The 19153-nt window shown below is 27.3% G+C and carries 20 protein-coding genes; 10 read left to right on the top strand and 10 right to left on the bottom strand.

From position 1 onward, the window contains the following. Positions 1-43: 43 nt before the first annotated feature. Positions 44-583 carry a helix-turn-helix domain-containing protein gene (locus tag BHW04_RS09435; protein WP_302631709.1) on the bottom strand — a complete coding sequence of 180 codons (540 nt, stop codon included), beginning with the start codon at positions 581-583 and terminating at the stop codon, positions 44-46. Positions 584-992: 409 nt separating this feature from the next. Between BHW04_RS09435 and pflA the strand changes: the two genes are divergently transcribed. After that, complete coding sequence (gene pflA, locus BHW04_RS09440; RefSeq protein WP_022211083.1) at positions 993-1709, top strand: pyruvate formate-lyase-activating protein; 717 nt, start codon at positions 993-995, stop codon at positions 1707-1709. Positions 1710-1795: 86 nt separating this feature from the next. On the opposite strand, the gene BHW04_RS09445 is transcribed toward pflA, so the two are convergent. Together BHW04_RS09445 and rocF are read right to left on the bottom strand one after the other, a co-directional pair. After that, positions 1796-2428, bottom strand: a complete 633-nt coding sequence (locus BHW04_RS09445; RefSeq protein WP_022211084.1) for a 3'-5' exonuclease — start codon at positions 2426-2428, stop codon at positions 1796-1798. A 99-nt stretch (positions 2429-2527) separates the two neighbouring features. Then, positions 2528-3427 (bottom strand): arginase, encoded by a 900-nt coding sequence (gene rocF, locus BHW04_RS09450; protein ID WP_302699447.1) that lies wholly within the window; start codon positions 3425-3427, stop codon positions 2528-2530. A gap of 374 nt (positions 3428-3801) precedes the next feature. On the opposite strand from rocF, the gene BHW04_RS09455 reads away from it, so the two are divergent. The 4 genes from BHW04_RS09455 to BHW04_RS09470 all read left to right on the top strand — a co-directional run bounded on the left by BHW04_RS09455 (position 3802) and on the right by BHW04_RS09470 (position 8471). After that, a complete protein-coding gene (locus tag BHW04_RS09455) occupies positions 3802-5100 on the top strand; it encodes an LCP family protein (protein ID WP_370545590.1) in 1299 nt (432 codons plus the stop codon). A 125-nt stretch (positions 5101-5225) separates the two neighbouring features. Continuing rightward, positions 5226-5861 carry a site-2 protease family protein gene (locus tag BHW04_RS09460; RefSeq protein ID WP_022211087.1) on the top strand — a complete coding sequence of 212 codons (636 nt, stop codon included), beginning with the start codon at positions 5226-5228 and terminating at the stop codon, positions 5859-5861. A 71-nt stretch (positions 5862-5932) separates the two neighbouring features. Beyond that, positions 5933-7309, top strand: coding sequence for a hypothetical protein (locus BHW04_RS09465; protein WP_302631023.1), 1377 nt, complete (start codon positions 5933-5935; stop codon positions 7307-7309). A 46-nt stretch (positions 7310-7355) separates the two neighbouring features. Then, a complete protein-coding gene (locus BHW04_RS09470; protein ID WP_291660875.1) occupies positions 7356-8471 on the top strand; it encodes an AI-2E family transporter in 1116 nt (371 codons plus the stop codon). Between the two features lie 22 nt (positions 8472-8493). On the opposite strand, the gene feoB is transcribed toward BHW04_RS09470, so the two are convergent. Both feoB and BHW04_RS09480 read right to left on the bottom strand, forming a co-directional pair. After that, positions 8494-10392 carry a ferrous iron transport protein B gene (gene feoB, locus BHW04_RS09475; protein WP_302631022.1) on the bottom strand — a complete coding sequence of 633 codons (1899 nt, stop codon included), beginning with the start codon at positions 10390-10392 and terminating at the stop codon, positions 8494-8496. A gap of 12 nt (positions 10393-10404) precedes the next feature. After that, positions 10405-10626, bottom strand: coding sequence for a FeoA family protein (locus BHW04_RS09480; RefSeq protein WP_022166644.1), 222 nt, complete (start codon positions 10624-10626; stop codon positions 10405-10407). A gap of 206 nt (positions 10627-10832) precedes the next feature. On the opposite strand from BHW04_RS09480, the gene BHW04_RS09485 reads away from it, so the two are divergent. After that, on the top strand, positions 10833-11528 hold the full coding sequence (locus BHW04_RS09485) for a ribonuclease H-like domain-containing protein (RefSeq protein ID WP_302631021.1): 696 nt from the start codon (positions 10833-10835) through the stop codon (positions 11526-11528). 47 nt (positions 11529-11575) lie between these two features. On the opposite strand, the gene BHW04_RS09490 is transcribed toward BHW04_RS09485, so the two are convergent. Beyond that, positions 11576-12445: a ComEC/Rec2 family competence protein gene (locus BHW04_RS09490; RefSeq protein WP_302631020.1), complete on the bottom strand. Its 870-nt coding sequence runs from the start codon at positions 12443-12445 to the stop codon at positions 11576-11578. A gap of 114 nt (positions 12446-12559) precedes the next feature. On the opposite strand from BHW04_RS09490, the gene BHW04_RS09495 reads away from it, so the two are divergent. Both BHW04_RS09495 and BHW04_RS09500 read left to right on the top strand, forming a co-directional pair. After that, positions 12560-13276 (top strand): lysophospholipid acyltransferase family protein, encoded by a 717-nt coding sequence (locus tag BHW04_RS09495; RefSeq protein WP_302653273.1) that lies wholly within the window; start codon positions 12560-12562, stop codon positions 13274-13276. Between the two features lie 363 nt (positions 13277-13639). Beyond that, on the top strand, positions 13640-15388 hold the full coding sequence (locus BHW04_RS09500; protein ID WP_302631018.1) for a phosphoenolpyruvate carboxykinase: 1749 nt from the start codon (positions 13640-13642) through the stop codon (positions 15386-15388). A gap of 38 nt (positions 15389-15426) precedes the next feature. Here BHW04_RS09500 and BHW04_RS12265 read toward each other — a convergent pair whose 3' ends face one another. From BHW04_RS12265 to BHW04_RS09510, 3 genes are all read right to left on the bottom strand, one after another. Continuing rightward, entirely contained in the window at positions 15427-16089 is a 663-nt protein-coding gene (locus tag BHW04_RS12265) for a putative ABC transporter permease (protein WP_022211095.1), read from the bottom strand. 91 nt (positions 16090-16180) lie between these two features. Then, positions 16181-16381, bottom strand: a complete 201-nt coding sequence (locus BHW04_RS09505; RefSeq protein WP_022211096.1) for a DUF378 domain-containing protein — start codon at positions 16379-16381, stop codon at positions 16181-16183. Between the two features lie 63 nt (positions 16382-16444). After that, positions 16445-16912 (bottom strand): Lrp/AsnC ligand binding domain-containing protein, encoded by a 468-nt coding sequence (locus tag BHW04_RS09510; RefSeq protein ID WP_022166651.1) that lies wholly within the window; start codon positions 16910-16912, stop codon positions 16445-16447. A gap of 203 nt (positions 16913-17115) precedes the next feature. Here BHW04_RS09510 and BHW04_RS09515 point away from each other — a divergent pair, with 203 nt between their 5' ends. After that, positions 17116-17463, top strand: a complete 348-nt coding sequence (locus BHW04_RS09515; protein WP_302631017.1) for a hypothetical protein — start codon at positions 17116-17118, stop codon at positions 17461-17463. A gap of 24 nt (positions 17464-17487) precedes the next feature. Here the strand turns inward: BHW04_RS09515 and BHW04_RS09520 are convergent, their stop codons facing one another. Continuing rightward, positions 17488-18531: a CehA/McbA family metallohydrolase gene (locus BHW04_RS09520; protein ID WP_302623721.1), complete on the bottom strand. Its 1044-nt coding sequence runs from the start codon at positions 18529-18531 to the stop codon at positions 17488-17490. Positions 18532-18652: 121 nt separating this feature from the next. Here BHW04_RS09520 and BHW04_RS09525 point away from each other — a divergent pair, with 121 nt between their 5' ends. Beyond that, on the top strand, positions 18653-19153 hold the full coding sequence (locus BHW04_RS09525) for a gamma carbonic anhydrase family protein (RefSeq protein ID WP_022211099.1): 501 nt from the start codon (positions 18653-18655) through the stop codon (positions 19151-19153).

The raw sequence follows: 19153 nt of genomic DNA on the forward strand, positions 1-19153 counted from the left end.
CTGTATATTAAAAATTATAATTTATTACTAATATTTATATTAATTAAAATGATGGAGGAGTACTAATCCAAATAACTTTCGCTACAGTTTTTCCATTGTTTGAAATATAGTGGTTGGCCTTAGGTTTAAAATAGAAGCTTTGGCCTTTTTTTATCTTATGCTTAGTATCACCAAGATGTAGCGTTATATTACCAGAAAGTACAAATCCAAATTCTTCTCCTTCATGAGGATCTTCTTCTAGATATTGTCCTCCAGGTTGTAATGTAATCATAATTGGTTCCATCATGTTTTTCTGTGCATTAGGCACAAGCCACATAAGGGAATACTTTAATTCCTCATTTTCTGTTTCAAACATATCTTCATAAGTATATGTAATTTTTTCATCTCTATCATCGCTAAAAAATTCTTTTAAATTTGTACCAAGTATCTCTAATATATCTATTAAGGTTGCAATAGAAGGAGATGTTAAATCATTTTCAAGCTGTGAAATGAATCCTTTAGATAATTCACATCTATTGGCAAGCTCTTCCTGAGTGAGACCTTTTTCAATACGCATTCTTTTGATTTTATCACCGATTTTCAAACTATTCACCTCCCAGGATAAATCTCAATTTGTAGAACTATTACTAAACTGAGGGTTTAAAATTACTAAACAAACAAAGCATATTATATATATATTAGTAAAAAAAATCAATATTTTTAAGGAAAAAAATGCTTTGAAGTGCCAATCCTTTTTATTTTATCACATATATTGTTAAAAATGTTAAATAAAATATTAGAGAAAATAAAAGAACATTTAGTTTTATAAGATTAACAAAAAGATCAACAATTAGAATTTAGCAGCAGAACATTCCATGAATTAATGTAATGTGATATTATATATTTGTGGATTGTAATATCAGATTAATAATAAAGTAATTTATTGTTAGCAGGTTATGGTTTGTTAGCAATATTTATAATTCATATTAGTATGACTTGTGGGAGGATGGCAGATGATTAAAGGAAAAATTCATTCAGTGGAAAGTATGGGGCTAGTAGATGGGCCTGGTATAAGAGTTGTAGTATTTATGCAAGGTTGTACACTAAGGTGTCTTTATTGTCATAACCCAGATACTTGGACTTTAGATGGAAATAAAGATGCGTTAGATTTTACACCTGAAGAATTAGTAAATAAGATATCTAGATTTAGAAGTTACTTCGAGAAATCAGGTGGTGGAGTTACTTTTTCAGGAGGAGATCCATTAAAGCAACCTGAATTCCTTAAGGAAACATTAAAGCTATGTAAGGAAGCAGGAATCCATACTACTTTAGATACTTCAGGAGTAGGATTTGGAGATTATGAAGAAATATTAAAATATACTGATTTAGTTTTATATGATGTGAAGCATTTAACTAGAGAAGGTTATAAGGATATGACTGGAATAGAAATAGATGAAACACAAAAGTTCTTAGAAGCATGTAAGAAGATGGGTACTAAAATGTGGATAAGACAAGTAGTAGTTCCAGGAAAAACTGATAGTGAAGAATACATAAGAGAGCTAGGAAAGTTTATTAAGACACTGGATAATGTTGAAAAGGTTGAATTGCTTCCATATCACTTACTTGGTGTAAATAAGTATGAGACTTTAGGTATTAAGTATAGACTTGAAGGATTAGAAGCGATGGATAAGGAAGCTTGTAAGGCACTTTATAAATTCTTAGAATTATAAAAATAGATTTATTTTTACTATGTTTAAGTATTAATAAAGGATTTAAATGTTAGTTAAAGAAATAGCATCCCATTAATATTAGGATGCTATTTCTTTAATTGTTCTGAGAAAAAGCCAGGTTTGATATATTTTTGCTTTATACCTTCTATAACTAATAAATAAGTAGCAGCAGTATCAAATCTTGCATCATGGTAGTTTCCACTTCCTTGGAATAGTTCATTAGCTTTGGTAGCTATTTTATCTTGAGATATATTTAAGAAATCAATAACTTCTGAAAGTTTAGGATTCTTAATGCCATTCCCTCTTGGAGCAGGAATATTGCAAATGTTTTTATAATATGTCATAGTACAAAATGAGTTTTTAGGTTCCCATGTCTCATCAATCATACCCACTTCATAAAGAGAGTTTAGTTCATGTTTTAAGAATTTAATATCAAATTGAACATTGTGTCCAATAACAAAATCAGCATCAAAGAAGTCTTTCATAAAATCTTGTAGTTGATCTAAAAATTCCATTCCTTCAGAAAGCTCATATAATTTTTCAAGAGAAAATCCGTGAACTTCTTCAGCACCTGGATCCATTTCATCTACAGTAAAAAAGAAGTTTTTGCCAATAGTTCTTTGAGGTTTAGTAGTTGTATCTACTGTAATATAACTTAACTGACATATATGGCCAGGTTTTACGCTTGTGGTTTCAGTATCAAAAAAAAGTAATTTCATTTTTTCCTCCAAATGTATTTAATTATGATTTTATAATATCATAATGTGCTTTAATTAACAAATTACTTATTATTAAAAAAACTCCATAAATATGGAGTTTCAATGAAGTTCTTGAGATATTAAGTTAATAAGCTGTATACAGGTTTCTTTAGTTTTGTTATCTTTATCCAAAGTAGGGTTATATTCAACAAAATCAATACATTTTACATGGCTTGTACCAAATATTCCATGAAGAAGTATTTGGCTTTCTTCAAATGTTAATCCATTATTTACTGGGGTTCCAGTACCAGGAACATAAGAAGGGTCTAGGCAGTCAATGTCATAAGAAAGATGTATATTAGTTAAATGGTTGTTATTGATTTTTCTTAGTAGTTCTTCAATGGTGGCTTCAGCTCCTTTATTTTTAATATCTTCAATTGTCCACATATTTATTTCTAAATTATTTATTAATTTAATTTCGCCACTATCTAAATCTCTACAACCTAATAAAAAAATATTTTTTGGATTTACTTTTTTTTTATTAAATAGAATAGATGTTAGAGATTTATATCCAAGGCCTATGGAAGCTGCTAAAGGCATTCCATGAATATTACCACTAGGTGAGGTTTCGTGAGTATTTAAATCGCCATGGGCATCTATCCATATTACAGCCAAATCATCATTAAAGTATTTACTAGTGCCTGCTAAAGAACCTAAAGCAAGTGAATGATCTCCACCTAAGATAAAAGGTATAGTACCATTATTAAGAGCAAGATATACTAGTTCAGCTAAAGAGGTGTTACATTCAATAACTTCATTTAAATATTTCATTTTAGGATTAATCAAAAATTTTTTCTTAGCATCTAGGAAAGGTACGCTTATATCGCCTAAATCAATAACATTATGTTTTTTTGCAAATATATCTATAACATTATTTTCTCTAAGTATTTTTGGTCCTTGCTCAACACCGGGTTTATCACAGCCATAAAAAAGAGGCATACCAATAATGCTTATATTCATAGAAAGACCTCCAATCATAATTACCTTATTAATGATATATTACATTAATAAAGTTAAGTAGATGTAATAATTTATAATAGATTATTAATATTTTGTCCTAAAACAATAAAAAAATGATAGTATATATTAAGGTATAAAGGAATATTATGTTTTAAAAAGTAAAAAATACACAAAATATGATAAATTTAAAAGTGGCAATTTTACAAAATACCATATTATATACAAAGATAATATGAATTTACTTAAAATATATTATATTATTATTGTAATATATTTTAGATTAGTTATATAATATTATAAGAAAAGGAGGCGGAAAAATGAGCAGAAAGAAAAAGAACTGGTCAACGACAAAAAAGGTAGTCTTATCTTTAGTAATGGTTTTAGTTATTTTAATAGGAACTGTATTAGGATTTTATAAGCATATAAAAAATAAAATTTATGTAAAAAAAGAACCATCAATTTCTAACAATGATTCAGAATTCAAAGAAGTTGAAGGAATTACAAATGTTTTATTAATAGGAGTAGATGCAAGAGATTTAGATGAACCTTGTAGATCAGACTCTATGATAATTGCAACATTGGATAATAATAATAAAAAAGTTAAATTAACATCGTTATTTAGAGATACTTTAGTAGATATACCAGGACATGGAGAAGCTAAACTTAATGCAGCATATATGCTTGGTGGGCCAGAGCTTTTAATGAAAACTGTTAAGGAAACATATAATGTAAGTATAGATAAATATATAATAATTAATTTTTGGGGATTTGAAACTATTGTTGATTACATAGGTGGAATAGAGGTTGATGTAAAAGATTATCAATTAGAAGAGCTTAATAAATATATAGGTGAATCAACTGGTGGAAATGATTGTCCTGTTGAAAAGGCTGGTATACAGACTTTAAATGGTAAACAAGCTTTATCGTATGCGAGAATTAGATATAACGTTGGGGATGAATATGAGAGAACTGACCGTCAAAGAGAAGTAATATTTAAAGTGATAGAAAAATTACAAAATACCAAGCCAAGTAAATATTTGGGAATAATGAATACTATGCTTGAATATATCAAGACAAATATTGATCCGTTGGAAGCTTTAAATATGGCATATACAATATATAAGCTCCCAAGTCTTGATGTGGAACAATTACAAATCCCATTAGTTGCTTTATCTGAAACAAGAAACTATAAGGAGTTAGGTTCTGTATTCTTGATGGATAGACTACAAAATGCAAGTATATTATATAACTTTATATATGAAAATAAATATCCAAATGAAGAAGAATTTAATTATGATTCATTAAAAACAGAACTTCAAAAATATGCAAATCAAGAATCAGTTTATAATAAAATGTACGATATAAATCCAAATGATTATATTGAAGCACAAGATGGTGAAGTCAAAAGAGGTAATAATTATATGGAAGCACCGCAAGAACCAAATTATGTACCGAATGAACCAATTTCTGCACCTGAAGAAGAAGCAGGTGATAATAGTGGACAAGTTCCACCAAATGAAGATTCTGGAGAAAATATACCAAGTACACCTGTCCCAGAAGTACCTAAAGAACCATCTGAAGGAACTGGAGATAGTAATTCTGGAACTGAAGAAACTGAAACTCCAAGTGAAGGAGTGCAGCAAGGGATAAATGATAATTTAAATGGAAATTAAATTTAAAAGAACTGCAATGTTGCGGTTCTTTTAAATATGTAAAATTATAAACTTATTATTAAATTTATATTATTTGAAAAAATTATGATATAATAATAAGCAAATTATGCAAAAGAGGTGAAAAGATGAGAAATTTTGATTTATTTAATTTGATTATATCTGTACCAGCAGTATTAATTGCTTTTACAGTACAGGGATATGCTAAAGCTTTTGTAGCTGATAAGTTAGGTGATAAGACACCTAGATTTCAAGGAAGATTGACTTTAAATCCAATAGCCCATATTGACATTGTAGGGTTTATCATGATTTTGTTATTTCGTTTTGGGTGGACAAAGCCTCTAGAAACAAATCCAAGGGCTTACAAAAGAGGATATAAAGATGCAATAAAAGTATCTATTGCTGCACCTATAGGAAATTTAATTGCAGCATTTATTGGAATGTTTATATATGTATTCTTAATAAGATTCATGGGAACGGTGTTAAGTGGTGCAGCTGGAACTGTAATATTAAGCATGGTTTATGCTGTTGTAAGTGTAAATGTAAGTTTATTTGTATTTAATTTACTACCGCTTCCAGGATTGGCTGGATTTGAGATATTTAGAGATTTAGCACCTAAACATTTTTATAAAATGGCAGATAAGATATATGAATATCAATTTTTAATCTTAATGTTTGTAGTTTTTGTGGGATCAAGCATTCTTTACTATCCTGTTAGTTTTATAATTAATTTATTTTATAGTATTGTGAGAATTATACTTTAAAAGAAGTGGCTTTGCCACTTCTTTTGTCTTATAATTAATTTTTAAATATAGATATGTTTAGGGAGAAGTTTATGGATGAGATAAATATTATAGTAGGCATTATTGAAAAAGAATTTGATGTTAATAGAGACATAATAAAAAAATCTATACGAAGAAATACTTCAAAAGAGTATGGAGATTACAGTGTGCTGTGCTATATGTTAAAAAAGAATTTTAAAGAAAGTCCTTTAATTATTGCAAAAAAAATATCATATATTTTAAAGGAAAATGGAATAGAAAGCTTTGAAGTAATAGGGCCTTATGTAAATTTATATATAAAAAAAGATAGGATGTTAGAAAGTTTTTTTTCGCAATTTAAGGTTGAGGATAAAAGTATACATAGCAATGAAAAAATATTGATTATAAATAAAATGAAAAGTTTATCTATAGTAACAGAATTAAATGATCTATATAAATTAATAATAAATAAATTTATTGAAGGGCTATATAGAGAGCAGGGGTATAATTGTGAATTATATAATCCAATCCATAGGGAGAAAAAATTATTTAGTACTAATTATATTTTAGAAAATATTAGAAATAAAGGATTAATAAAGAAATTTAATCATGAAGAAATAGTAGAGCTTAAAGAATTTAATCTTCCACCTTTAATAATTAGAGATAAAGATTATAATTTGACCATAGAAGATTTAGCTTATCCGTTACATAGAGCATATGATAAAAATACTACTAAGATAATAATAATTAGAAATAAATATGAACATACCAGATACAATCAAATATATTCTATTATGAAAAAGGTAGATTATGAAATAGCAGAAAAGCTAGAAAGTGTATCCTTAGGATTTATTAAATTAAATGAAAATATAAAAAAATATATAAGGAATGAAAATCATATTATAAAATTATTATTAAAGAGGTCTAGAGAAGAAGTGGTTCTTGCTTTGGATAAAAATGAAATAAATATTAAAGAAGTAGATATTGAGAGGATAGTTATTGAAAATTTGATTTTTAAATTTTTTAAAAAAGATATAGGTAGTGATGTTATTTTTGATTACTATGAATCATTTAGCATTAAAGATAATAGCTATTTAAAAATTAAAATTATGGAATGTTATCTTAATGAAAAGTTTAATAATATGCAAGGAAAAGAGTCAGCTATAAATTATGATTATTACCACTTAAAAGATAAATTAGAGTTAATAAATTTAATAGAGGAGTATATACAAGCTATTAAAACTAGTAGAAAGAATTATAGTAGTGCACAAATAATAAAATTAATAGATAGAGTTGCAGAGCAAATATCAATAATACGTGAAGAAAAAATAGATGATGAAAAGATTTATTTATTAATAGCGATTTGTAATGTTACAAAAAAGGCTTTTAAGTTGCTAGGGGTCAGCAATGATATGTTAATAAATAAGATACAAAAGTTAACTGTATCTTAATAAATTTTTTGGTATAATCAAATTATGTAATAAAGGAGTGAAATGATTGTTTTTAAAAGATAATAAATATAAAGATGTAATAATAGCTGTTTTGATAACATTTACATTTTGCATAATTATTTATAAAGCATTTGATATATTAGGTCCAGGAATAACTTATTTTTTTAAGGAGTTTGTATCATTATCAATGCCTTTTGTTTATGGAATTGTAATTGCGTATATTTTAAGTCCTGTTGTTAGGATTTTTGAAAGAAGATTAAAGTTAAGTAATGGAATTTCTATTGCACTAACATATGCAGTATTTTTAGGAATAATATTTGTTTTATGTATTTATGGTATACCATCTTTAATTGATTCCATAAAGGATATAGCTTCTAATGCAGATAGTTATATGGAGTCAGTACGAAGTTTTATTGATAAAATAACAAATAATCCTATGTTAAAGGATTTTGCAAGCACTACTGGAGTTGTAGCAAATTTGGAAACATATATTAGTAAGGTTGGCACAATAGCTGTTAATTTATTAGAAAGCTCATTAAGTGGAATATTTAGTGTATCTTCCCAAATAGTAAAAGTTATTTTAGGATTTATAGTATCCATATATGTTTTAATAGATAAAAATCGTTTAATTGCAGCAAGTAAGAAATTTTTAGAACTTTTTATTAAAAAAGAAAAAACGGAAAAAATTATTGAATTTATGAAAATTTATAATGATATGATAGGAGCTTATATAGGTATAAAGGCTTTAGATTCATTGATAATAGGCATAATGGCATTTATATTACTATCTATCGTTAATTCTGAATATGCTGTACTTTTATCAATTATTGTAGGATGTACTAATATGATTCCTTACTTTGGTCCTTTTGTGGGAGAAATAGTGGGATTTTTAATTAATTTATTTGTTTCACCTATAAAAGCAGTTATAGTGTTTGTGGTGCTATTTTCTTTACAGATGTTTGATGGATGGTATCTAGATCCTAAATTAGTAGGTAATAAAGTTGGTGTAAGACCTTTTTGGATTATATATGCTGTGGTTATTGGTGGAGGATTCTTTGGAGTGGCAGGGATGCTTTTAGGCTCACCTACAGCAGCAGTAATAAATATTTATTATAAAAGAATAGTTGGAAAAAAACTATCTAAGAAAAAAGCAGAAAAATAGAAGGCAGAAATTAATCTGCCTTCTATTTTTCTAATTTAATATTACAACTATCACAAGAACCTTTGCAGTTTTTGCATGAATTATTTTTTGAAGATCTATATAATATAAAGATAGCTGAAATTAATAATAAAGCTGTTATAAATATTTCAATATAAGATTTATTGTAAATAATTAGTGATCCTATATTATATACAGCAAATGATGCTATCCATGCTAATAATACTTGATATATAACAGAAAAAGCACACATTTTATTGCCAAATTCTTTTTTCATAGTTCCAATAACTGAAATACATGGTGTATATAAAAGTACAAAAACCATAAATGAAAATGCTGAAAGTGCCGTAAAGTGTAGCGGAAGCACAGCATATAAATCTCCAGAGAAGATTACTGACATTGAGGCTACAACAGATTCTTTAGCTAATAGTCCTGTTAATAATGAAACAGAAGATTGCCAGTTTCCAAAACCAAGAGGTTTGAATATAGGTGCAATAAAGCTACCTATTGAAGCTAATATACTGTCATTTACATCACATAATCCATGGATATTAAAGTTTGATAAAAACCATAATACTATGCTCATAGCAAATATCAGTGTACCTGCTTTAGTTAAAAAGCTTTTAGTTTTTTCTAATAATTGATTAGAAAGATTTTTAAATGATGGTGCTTTATATTCAGGCAATTCTATTAAAAATGGCTCTTCATCATTTTTAAATATAGTCTTATTAAATATAAGACCTATTACAAAGGCCATTATTATACCTAAGAAATATAATGAAGCAACTACTATTCCAATATGTTTTGGGAAAAATACTAAAGCAAAAATACTGTAAACAGGAAGTCTTGCATTACAACTCATTAAAGGAACAAGCAATGCTGTTAACTTTCTATCTTTTTCACTTTCCAATGTTCTTGCATTCATTATAGCTGGTACAGAACAGCCAAATCCCATGATCATAGGAATAAATGCTTTGCCAGATAAACCAATTTTTCTCATAATCTTGTCCATTAAGAAAGCTACTCTAGCCATATATCCACTATCTTCAAGGATTGTTATGCATGTAAAAAGAGAAAGTATTATAGGTAGTAATACTATTATTCCTCCTACACCAGCAATAATACCATCTAGAATTAATGATTGAAACCATGGGTTAAAACTAGAAATAGAATTTGCTACAAAAGGAGTGAAATAATCATCAACTAATACTCCTAATAAATCTGAAAGAGGTTGTCCAATCCAAGAAAATGTTGCTTGGAACATCAATGCTAAAATCATAAAGAATATAGGATAAGCAAGCCATGGGTTAAGAAGTAGGCTATCTAGCTTATCATTTCTTTTAGAAGTCTTTGGTTTGATGTTTTTTTGAGACTTTGACAAAATTGTCTCTATGTATTTATAGGTTTCTTTTTCAGATGAAAAACTATTTATTTTATTTGTACATTTTAAAGCTTCTAAATTTTTCAAAGTAGCTTTGATTTCACTAATACCTAAGCCCTTAGAAGCTTGAATTGGTACTATAGTAACATCTAATAGAGAAGATAGTATATTGAAATCAATAAAAATACCTTTCTTTTCAGCTACATCAATCATATTTACTGCTAATACTATTGGTTTATTAAATTGTTTTAACTGAGTTGTAAGGTATAGATTTCTATCTATGTTGGATGCATCTACAATATTTAATATTATATCTACATCTTCATTTAGTAAAAAGTTCTTAGATACAATTTCTTCGTTAGAATAAGTATCCATAGCGTATATACCAGGCAAGTCCACAATTTTGATATCATCAAAAAATCCTTCCTTTTTATCAATGGTTACACCAGACCAATTTCCCACTTTTTGATTAGAACCTGTTAACAAGTTAAATAAAGTGGTCTTACCAACATTAGGATTACCAAGTAATGCAACAGTTTTCATATAATTCACCGCCTATTTAATTAAAAAAATATTCTTTGCATCTTTTTTTCTTATGGCTAAATCAAAGCCACGTATATTTATTACCAAGGGGTCACCAAGAGGAGCAACGCGTTTTAGTTCTACTTCCGTACCTTCTACTAATCCTAAAGCAGAAAGTCTTTTTGCTAACTTTAAGTCTCCTTTAATGCTATGAATTTTACCTTTTTCACCTAATTTCAAATCACATAAACTCATAAAATCACCTCGAATTGAAAATCATTATCGTCTGATTAGTTATGTCAATATAATATCAAAATCTTTATAAAAGGTCAATGAGGTGTACTTGTTATCTAAAAATTACATATATCTATAACAAAATAATTTTGTGTGATATAATATATTTTATAAGTGTAGAAATGATTTATACAGGCGATAAAATTATGTAGAGAAAGAGTGATATTGTGATTATTCGAGAAAATGTCATTGAAGTTGAAGGCTATGATGAGATTGATATGCTAGAAGTTAATGGGGAAAAGTGTAAGCCAGAGGAATTGATATTTTTTGATTTAGAACATTATGTATATAAAAAGCCTAAATGTATAGGTGTTTTTGGTGCTTGTATATATAATAATATAGACAAAAAACTTTATGTTACCCAATATATGATTGAAAATAAAGGCGAAGTAGTAGATATATTAGTATTAGCAAAGAAGTATTTTTTAAAGATGAGGGAAATAGGTAAGAAGTCTATTGTGACCTTTTCTGGAAATAATGATTATACTGTTATTAATTATTTATTCAAGAAATACAATATAAATTTTAATATTGAAGGGGAATTTAAATCTATCGATATTCAAAAGGAATATGAGAAAAATAAAAAGACTTCTATAGGGCTTAAGAACTTAGAAAAGATTTTTGAGATATTTAGAGAAGGCGAAGTAATAAGTGGATCAAATTTAGCTAAAACTTTTCATAAAGTTTTAAAAGATGATGAATATATTGAAAGAATGCCTAAAGAAAAAATTGATACTATCTTGCTATATAATGAGCAAGATGTAGTAAACTTATTTAAAATTCTTACTCTATGGGGAAGATATATGAAAGAAGAATTTTTAAGTGATGATGAGCAAAAAGAAGATGAAGAGGAAAGTCAATAAAAAAAATGAAAGATAGATTCTTTTTAAGAATAAATCTTTCATTTTTTTTATTGATAAGATATTGAAAAAGATGAACCATCAGATTTTATAATTATGCTTCCTAAGAGGTCTGTTCTGTAAATTTTTATATGATGATTTTTTAAGAGATTTAATGTTGAATAAGCAGGATGACCATACTTATTCTTAGAGCCCACAGATATAATAGCGACTTTAGGATTTACTGAGTTTAAAAAAACTTCAGAGGTAGAGGAACTTGAACCGTGATGACCAATTTTTAGTATATCAGATTTGATATTTATTTTATTATCAGTTAAAAATTTTTCATTTTCTAATTCTGCATCACCGGTAAATAAAAATGAAATATTTTTATATGTAAATTTTATTATTGGTGAATAAAGATTTAATTCATCATTTATATTTATATTTGGTAAAGTGTAAAATGTAATAGAGGTTCCTGTTCCTAAATTAATAGAGTTAGAACCAGTAGATATAACGGAAATTTTTAAATTTTTATCGTTTAAAGCAGTAACCATATTTTCAAAGGTTATGGTTGAAGCAGTTGCTTTAGGTGCAAGAAATTTACCAATATGGTATTTGCGTATTAGGGCATCCATGTTTCCTATATGATCCTCGTGAGGGTGAGTGGCTATTACGTAGTCAAGCTTAAAAATATCTAGTTTATCTAGATAGTTCAGCAAATCATTTCTAGCGGTAGATGGTCCGGAATCTATTAGTAAATTATAATCATTAACGTTAATAAGGATACAGTCACCTTGCCCTACATCGATAAAATGAACTGAAAGGTAATTGCTATTTGAATTAGTTTTATTATATAATGAGGTGAATTGCTGAGAACACAGTAAGGTAAGAATTAATATTAAAATGGTAGTAAAAGTTTTAAAGTGCGTCTTCTTCATAATTCACCTCCATGGTTAAGAGTTTTGACATGAATATGAAATAATATTCGCTAAAAAATAAAAAAAGTTAGACTTATAGTTATATATGACAAAGCAAGGAGAATTAAAAGTAATATGTTTTTTAAAGGAATAATGTACATAATATATATGATTGTAGTAAGAATTAAAGGAATTAAATATTCTTATTTAAAAAGATATAAAGGAGATGAAACAGCAGAAAAGTTTGTAGAAGATATAACCATGAAATGGTCTGATTACACAATTAAAACCATAGGAATAGAAATTGAAGTTGAAGGAAAAGAAAATATTCCTACAGAACCTTGTGTATTTATAAGTAATCATACAAGTATATTGGATATTCCAATACTTTTTAGAACTATTGGAAAGCCTTTAGGGTTTATAGCGAAAAAAGAAATGTTAAAGGTACCTGTACTGGGATATTGGTTAGAAAAGGCTCATTGTGTTCCATTAGATAGAAGCAATGCCAGAGAGGCTGTTAAATCTATTAGCGAAGGTGTAAAAAATATAAAAGAAGGGTTTTCTATGGTTATCTTCCCAGAGGGTACTAGAGGTAAAATGGGACAGGTAGGTGAATTTAAAAGAGGGAGTCTTAAATTAGCCACAAGAGCTGAGGCATTAATAGTTCCTGTAACTATTGAAGGAGCTAGCAAAGGGTTTGAAGATGAAAGAAGATTTAAACCTTGTAAAGTGAGGGTTGTATTTGGTAAAGCTATAGATACTTCAATGCTATCTAAAGATGAATTAGCTAATTTAGCTGCAAATATTAGGAGTGAAATAGTTTTGAATATAAAAGATTATGGATCAAATTGAAATATTAACTCAATTTGATCCATTGTTTTATCAAGAATTCTTTTTATTATGCAATAATGTTAAATTAAAAATTGCAAAAAAAATAGTTAAATATTTCATTACTATATAATATTTGGTTTCACATCACAAAAATACAAAAATTTAGTGAAAATAATAAGTAAAAAATTAAAATAAATTAAAAAAATACATATAAAATATTAAAAATATAAAAAAATATACGTAAAAAATTAAGTAAAAATAAAAGTGTGTTAAAATAGTGAATAAAAATATTTTATTTATTGCAAAATAGTGATATAATGTAGGAGAGAGACAAGTATATTTGTGGTACAAATTGGTGTAAAAGTATAAATGGAGGGGACAAAAATGAAAAAAGAATTTTCTATTAGTAATGATAAAGTTTTATTGAATTTTTCAGCAAAATATTGTACTAATTTTGAGTCTGTTTTAGAAAGTGAAGGATTTAGAAGGGTTTTAGATGTATATTTAAAAAAATCAGAAAAAAATGTTACGCTTTCATATAGATTTTTAACTGATTCTTTAGGAAGTAAGGATAGACATTTTATAAAAAGAGAACTACTTAAATTATTTAAATGGCTTACCATAATGGATGCCAATGAAATAATAGAAATTGAAAGTAATTACAGAGCTATATTTGAAGATAATCAAGAGTTTATTAAGGTAATAGAAGATTTATATTTATTTTGGAGAAGATTAGAAAGATATACAATTATTCATACAGATAAAGTAAGACAAGGTATTGCAGCAATGAATTTTACTGAAGCTAACTCTGAATTTGCTAAGCTTATTTTAAGATTATATAGAAGAATAGAAGAAAATATTTTAGGAGTCTCTCCTAAAGTATTTAGACAGATACCAGCAGGAGGTAACTGCAGTCTTATGATTAACTCTCTTTTATGGCCAGTACCTAATTGTTATGAAATATTAGAGGATATAAGTTTTATAGATTCTATATTATTAGAAGCTCCATTCATAACATATCCAAAGAAAAATACAAGAAATGGTATATTTAAAGAAATAAAACATAATCCATTAGAATACGCACATATAACTAAAGAGCATTGGTTTTGTTATCCTGCTAAAGTTGGAGAACTTTTGGCTTATGTGTATTTCCATAGAGATTTTATGGAGCACGGAGTTACTCTTTGTAATCTTTTTGAAATGGCAAAAGTAGAAGAATGTAGAGGTAGAAAACCAGATATGATATATGTCTTTGGGGCAACTGATGAGGATGAAGAATTAAAAACAGTATTTTATGATGACAAAGATAATAATATAATGCTTGGTTATGTAAATTATTCAGATGAAATAGATTATTTTGGTTATATGAAAAAGATGCTATTAACACTGCATAATTTAATAATGATAAAAAGAGGATATCTACCAATACATGGTGCCATGGTAAATATTGAAATGAAGAATGGTAAGCATGCTAATGTTGTAATAATGGGAGATAGTGGTGCAGGTAAATCAGAAAGCTTAGAAGCATTAAGAGCACTTGGTGAAAATCAAATAAGTGGTATGATAACTATTTTTGATGACATGGGTATATTTAAGGAGAAAGATGGCAATATTTATGGTTATGGAACAGAAATAGGTGCTTTTGTAAGATTAGATGATTTAGATCAAGGATATGCATTTAAAGAATTAGATAGAAGTATATTTATGAACCCAGATAAAATTAATGCAAGGCTTGTTATGCCAGTAGCTCCATATAGTGAAATAATAAAAGGATATAAAGTAGACTTATTCCTATATGCTAATAATTATACTGAAGTAAAAGAAAATGAAAAGCATATAGATTACTTTGAAAATGTTGAAGCAGCAATTAAGGTGTTTAAATCCGGTGCAAGAATGGCAAAGGGAACAACCACAGAAAAAGGCTTAGTTGAAAGTTATTTTGCTAATCCATTTGGACCAGTGCAAAAACAAAAGGAAACAGATATATTAATTGATAAATACTTTGAGACATTATATAGTGCTGGTGTTAAAGTTGGGCAAATTAAAACTTGTTTAGGAGTAAGGGGACAAGAAAAAAATGGTCCTAAAGATGCAGCATTAGAACTATTTGATATTATTAAATCTATTAAATAAAACATAAGATATTGGCTTTTTCAGCCAATATCTTATGTTCATATTTTATTAAATGAAATTAATAATTGCAAATAAAGATTGTCTTTTATTAGTTCTTTATAAAAATTATATTGATGTATGTTGAGAGAAACTAAACAACTGGAAAACCAATAAATATTCTGCAAAGGTATTCTTACAAATGTTAATTTATATGAGCTCATAATAAGATCACCAATGAAATAAAATAAAATCAAAAAGCAAATGGAACCTAGTTTATTAGATGGTAGCAAAGATATAAGAAAAGAAAGTGCTGGATTTAATATTTTAATAAGTATAAGGGAGCTAATACCCCAAATCAGAGAAAAGTAGAGACATATATATCCTTTTATATTTAAAGGATAAGAAGTGTAATTCCAGTATCGTGTATGAAAGAAAGTATCTAAAGCCCAACCAGTAATAAGCTCTAGTGCAGAAGTGAGTAAAATTGAAAAAATAAAAAGTGAGCAGAGATTATTTTTAAATTTATGAAGTAGTAAGTAAATTATAAGGAAGCCGAATCCATAAATAGTACAAAAAGGACCAGTTAAGAATCCTCTGTTAACAAAGTGATGATGAATTGAATAGGCATATAAGACTTCACATGTCCAACCTAAGAAAGAATAAAGAGTAAATAAAATAATCATCTTGTAAAGATTTGAATTTATGGATTTATAAATTTTCATTAATTATCAATCCTTTTAAATTTATATCAATCATAAAAAACATAAAAAAGTCCTACATATTGGTAAGACTTTTTAATCATTAGTTCTATAATTAATCAATTACCTTACTTTTTGCAAAGAAAGAAATTGCATATAAGCCACTTATTCCAACAAGGGCATATATAATTCTACTGAACATTGTCATTGAGCCAAATAATGCTGCCACTAAATCGAATCTAAAGAAGCCTATTAAGCCCCAGTTTACTGCACCTATTATTACTAAAAGTAAAGCTATAGTATCTAATACTTTCATAAAAACAACTCCTTTATATTTGTTTATATATATTTTTTACATAAAGAAGTGTTTTTATGTATTCTAAATTGTAATGTTTCTATCGATTGGTTGATTTAGTGAAATAATAGTATCAGTTCTTTGTATACCGTGGATTACATTTATTTTATTTAAAAGAATATCTTGTAAATCAGAGATATTTTTACATATAACCTTAGCAAACACAGTATAATCTCCAGTTGTTAAATGAAGCTCAACAACTTCGTTGATTTTAGACATTTCATTAACAACTTCTGTATAAGAAGAAGTCTTATCAATATAAATTCCTACAAAACAACATACATCATAACCAAGCTTAGGAAGATTTAAAAGAATTCTACTTCCTTTAATTATGTTTAATTCCTCCATTTTTTTCATTCTTACATGAATAGTACCACCACTAACATGACACATTCTGGCAATTTCCAAGTATGGAGTTCTACAGTCTTTGATTAATATATCTAAAATTTGAAGATCTAAGTCATCAAGTTGATAGTTTTGATTTAAACCCATTATAACACCCCTTTTAGTAATTTAATAATATCTTTAGTACATTTTATCAAAATATATATAAAAAATGAAGTGAAAAATAAAATCTTTTAATAGTGAGCTGTATATTTAACAATTTATCAAAAAATGGAATATAAAATTATGTTGAAAATATATTCATTTCCTTATAATATATAAGTATATTGTTATGAAGGGAGTATATAATGATGAATTTTTTAAAATGGATATTATATTTTATATTATTATTTGCTTTGACTTTGGGAGTGTCATTTTTAGGGAGAAAATATGTTTTTTCAAAAGTTAGAATCAATAAATTTATTCCATTAGCAATTGCAATTATATTATTAGTTGTACAAATGTTCTTACCAAGCATAGTTAGTTGGGGAAGTAATATTATTGTTGTAGTTATAATGACTATACTAACAGTTACTTTTTTCATGTGGTTCTTAGAGATACAAGCTACTGGAGGACCTAAGAAAAAAGATAAAGAAATAGTTATTAGACCTAAGGCTAAGCCTAATAGAGTTAAGCATTTAAATAAAGATGCAAAATAATTATATTTAATATTGGACTGCTGATTAATTTTCAGTAGTCCAATTTTTATTTTTAATTAGTGAATCTTCAATAAATATAGGAGAGCTTAAGGCTATTTTATTGTTTTCTTGCATCACTCTAATTACATACCATGTTTCATTTTTTTCATGAATATGCTCGTAAAAATAGCGGATATAGTTTAAGTTAATATTTTCAATACTCTTTATTATAGTACCTTTATTGGAGATGATTTGTATATGCAGTATTCTATATTTTACATCCTCTACAAAAATACTAAACTTTAATTTATTGGAAGTAATAAATAAGGTATCACCCATGAATGTGTTATTTAAAAGGAAGTGGAATTTTAAAAATTTAGATTCTGTTGAATAGGTACGGTGATTTCTAAATGCATCAATCAAGGAGTTTCTGGATAATTCATTACCTATATAGGCAGTTAGGTATTCTGAATCAGCAAAGTTTATGCGGTGGTTGTCTTGACCATTTATAGCACTGAGCTTCCACCCTCTATCTAGTAAAGCAAAGTAATATTTATCATGCCTAGTGTATTTAGAAGCAGGATTTCCGTTACAAACTTCAATGGAAGTTATAAGCTTATTTAAAATAGCATTATACTGAAGATTAAGTATGTTTTTATGAGGATGATTTATTGATATAAATGAGTTGTTATTATTTAGCATCCATAAGGTTAGTAAGCGGATATCAGATACAGTACCTGTAAAAAAAGAATTTGGATTTATTATATTTAAATCACCATAAACACTTTTACATTCAAAACCTAGAATAGGAATAAAGTTGGAGGAGTTTTTATAAGCTTTAGTAGTAATTATGGTACTTAATTCCCATTTGCTCATAAGGTCATCTTTATATTTTGTTTTAGTAATTAAAAAGTCATTATGGTCAGTTAAGAATAAGAAATCCAATCCGCATTTAATAGCTGCAGTATATATCTCAAGAGGATTTCCTTTTCCAGTTGAATAACTGCAATGGCAATGAGGAATACCATAATAGTATTTAATCTTATTTCGATCAAAAGTGATATTATTTCGATGCCTGCTTTTGCTCAAAAACTTTCCTCACAAAAAGTTATTTATTCTATATATAGTATTCTAGTTATTAAAATAATGACAATAATAACAAAGAGTGATAAAATAAAGTGATAATTTTATCCAAGAGGTGACTGGGAGTATGAAATTGCAGTTTAATGGCGTAGCCCCTAGTATAAATGAAAATGCATATGTATCGGAATCAGTAGATATTATAGGTGATGTTAAAGTTGAAGAAAACGTAAGTATTTGGTTTGGTGCCAGGTTAAGAGCTGATATGAACAAGATAGTAATAGGAGCAAATAGTAATATTCAAGAAAATGCTGTAGTGCATGTTGATATAGAAAGTCCTGTAATTATAGGTGAAAATGTTACTATAGGACATAGTGCTATTATTCATGGGTGCAATATAAGTAATAATGTTTTAGTTGGAATGGGTAGTATAATATTAAATAATGCTAAAATCTCAAAAAATTCAATTGTTGGAGCTGGTGCATTAGTAACTCAAGGTAAAGAGTTTGAAGAAGGGGTACTTATATTAGGTAATCCTGCAAAGGCTGTTAGGAAGTTATCAGAAGAAGAAATTAAAAGCATTAAGAGGTCAGCAGACAATTATGTTGCTTTAAGTAAAAAATATAAGTAA

Origin of the sequence: Clostridium sp. 29_15 (genome assembly GCF_001916075.1) — a bacterium.
Lineage (GTDB): Bacteria > Bacillota > Clostridia > Clostridiales > Clostridiaceae > Clostridium > Clostridium lentum.

Bases quoted from the DNA above. Each gene is read 5' to 3' on its own strand.
- pflA (WP_022211083.1), top strand. From the start codon at position 993: ATGATTAAAGGAAAAATTCATTCAGTGGAAAGTATGGGGCTAGTAGAT.
- BHW04_RS09445 (WP_022211084.1), bottom strand. From the start codon at position 2,428: ATGAAATTACTTTTTTTTGATACTGAAACCACAAGCGTAAAACCTGGC.
- rocF (WP_302699447.1), bottom strand. From the start codon at position 3,427: ATGAATATAAGCATTATTGGTATGCCTCTTTTTTATGGCTGTGATAAA.
- BHW04_RS09455 (WP_370545590.1), top strand. From the start codon at position 3,802: ATGGTTTTAGTTATTTTAATAGGAACTGTATTAGGATTTTATAAGCAT.
- BHW04_RS09460 (WP_022211087.1), top strand. From the start codon at position 5,226: ATGAGAAATTTTGATTTATTTAATTTGATTATATCTGTACCAGCAGTA.
- BHW04_RS09465 (WP_302631023.1), top strand. From the start codon at position 5,933: ATGGATGAGATAAATATTATAGTAGGCATTATTGAAAAAGAATTTGAT.
- feoB (WP_302631022.1), bottom strand. From the start codon at position 10,392: ATGAAAACTGTTGCATTACTTGGTAATCCTAATGTTGGTAAGACCACT.
- BHW04_RS09480 (WP_022166644.1), bottom strand. From the start codon at position 10,626: ATGAGTTTATGTGATTTGAAATTAGGTGAAAAAGGTAAAATTCATAGC.
- BHW04_RS09490 (WP_302631020.1), bottom strand. From the start codon at position 12,445: ATGAAGAAGACGCACTTTAAAACTTTTACTACCATTTTAATATTAATT.
- BHW04_RS09495 (WP_302653273.1), top strand. From the start codon at position 12,560: ATGTTTTTTAAAGGAATAATGTACATAATATATATGATTGTAGTAAGA.
- BHW04_RS09500 (WP_302631018.1), top strand. From the start codon at position 13,640: ATGAAAAAAGAATTTTCTATTAGTAATGATAAAGTTTTATTGAATTTT.
- BHW04_RS12265 (WP_022211095.1), bottom strand. From the start codon at position 16,089: ATGAAAATTTATAAATCCATAAATTCAAATCTTTACAAGATGATTATT.
- BHW04_RS09505 (WP_022211096.1), bottom strand. From the start codon at position 16,381: ATGAAAGTATTAGATACTATAGCTTTACTTTTAGTAATAATAGGTGCA.
- BHW04_RS09510 (WP_022166651.1), bottom strand. From the start codon at position 16,912: ATGGGTTTAAATCAAAACTATCAACTTGATGACTTAGATCTTCAAATT.
- BHW04_RS09515 (WP_302631017.1), top strand. From the start codon at position 17,116: ATGAATTTTTTAAAATGGATATTATATTTTATATTATTATTTGCTTTG.
- BHW04_RS09525 (WP_022211099.1), top strand. From the start codon at position 18,653: ATGAAATTGCAGTTTAATGGCGTAGCCCCTAGTATAAATGAAAATGCA.